Source organism: Devosia alba, assembly GCF_039938915.1.
In the GTDB taxonomy this organism is placed as follows: Bacteria; Pseudomonadota; Alphaproteobacteria; order Rhizobiales; family Devosiaceae; genus Devosia; species Devosia alba.
Window position 1 is genome coordinate 1 of the sequence record NZ_JBDUUI010000208.1, and the last position, 206, is coordinate 206.

Annotated in this window: 1 pseudogene; it reads right to left on the minus strand. The window is 64.6% G+C overall.

Going from position 1 to position 206, the window contains the following annotated elements:
- Positions 1 to 206: pseudogene (locus ABFY71_RS19285) on the minus strand (methyl-accepting chemotaxis protein); the annotation flags it as partial.

Below are 206 nucleotides of genomic sequence, written 5' to 3' on the forward strand. Positions count from 1 at the left end.
TCAATGGTCGCCGCCTGCCGCGTGGTCCGCTCGCTCAGATCATTGGCCCCGCTGAGGATTTCCCCGGTTGCCGTCTTCAGCGTGCCCGAGGTCTGCTTGAGCTGGCCCACCACGTCGGTCAGCTTGTCGGCCACCGCATTGGTGTCGGCCTTGAGCTTGGCAAAGGCCCCCTCATAGTCCCCTTCCATCCGCTGCGTCAGATCGGT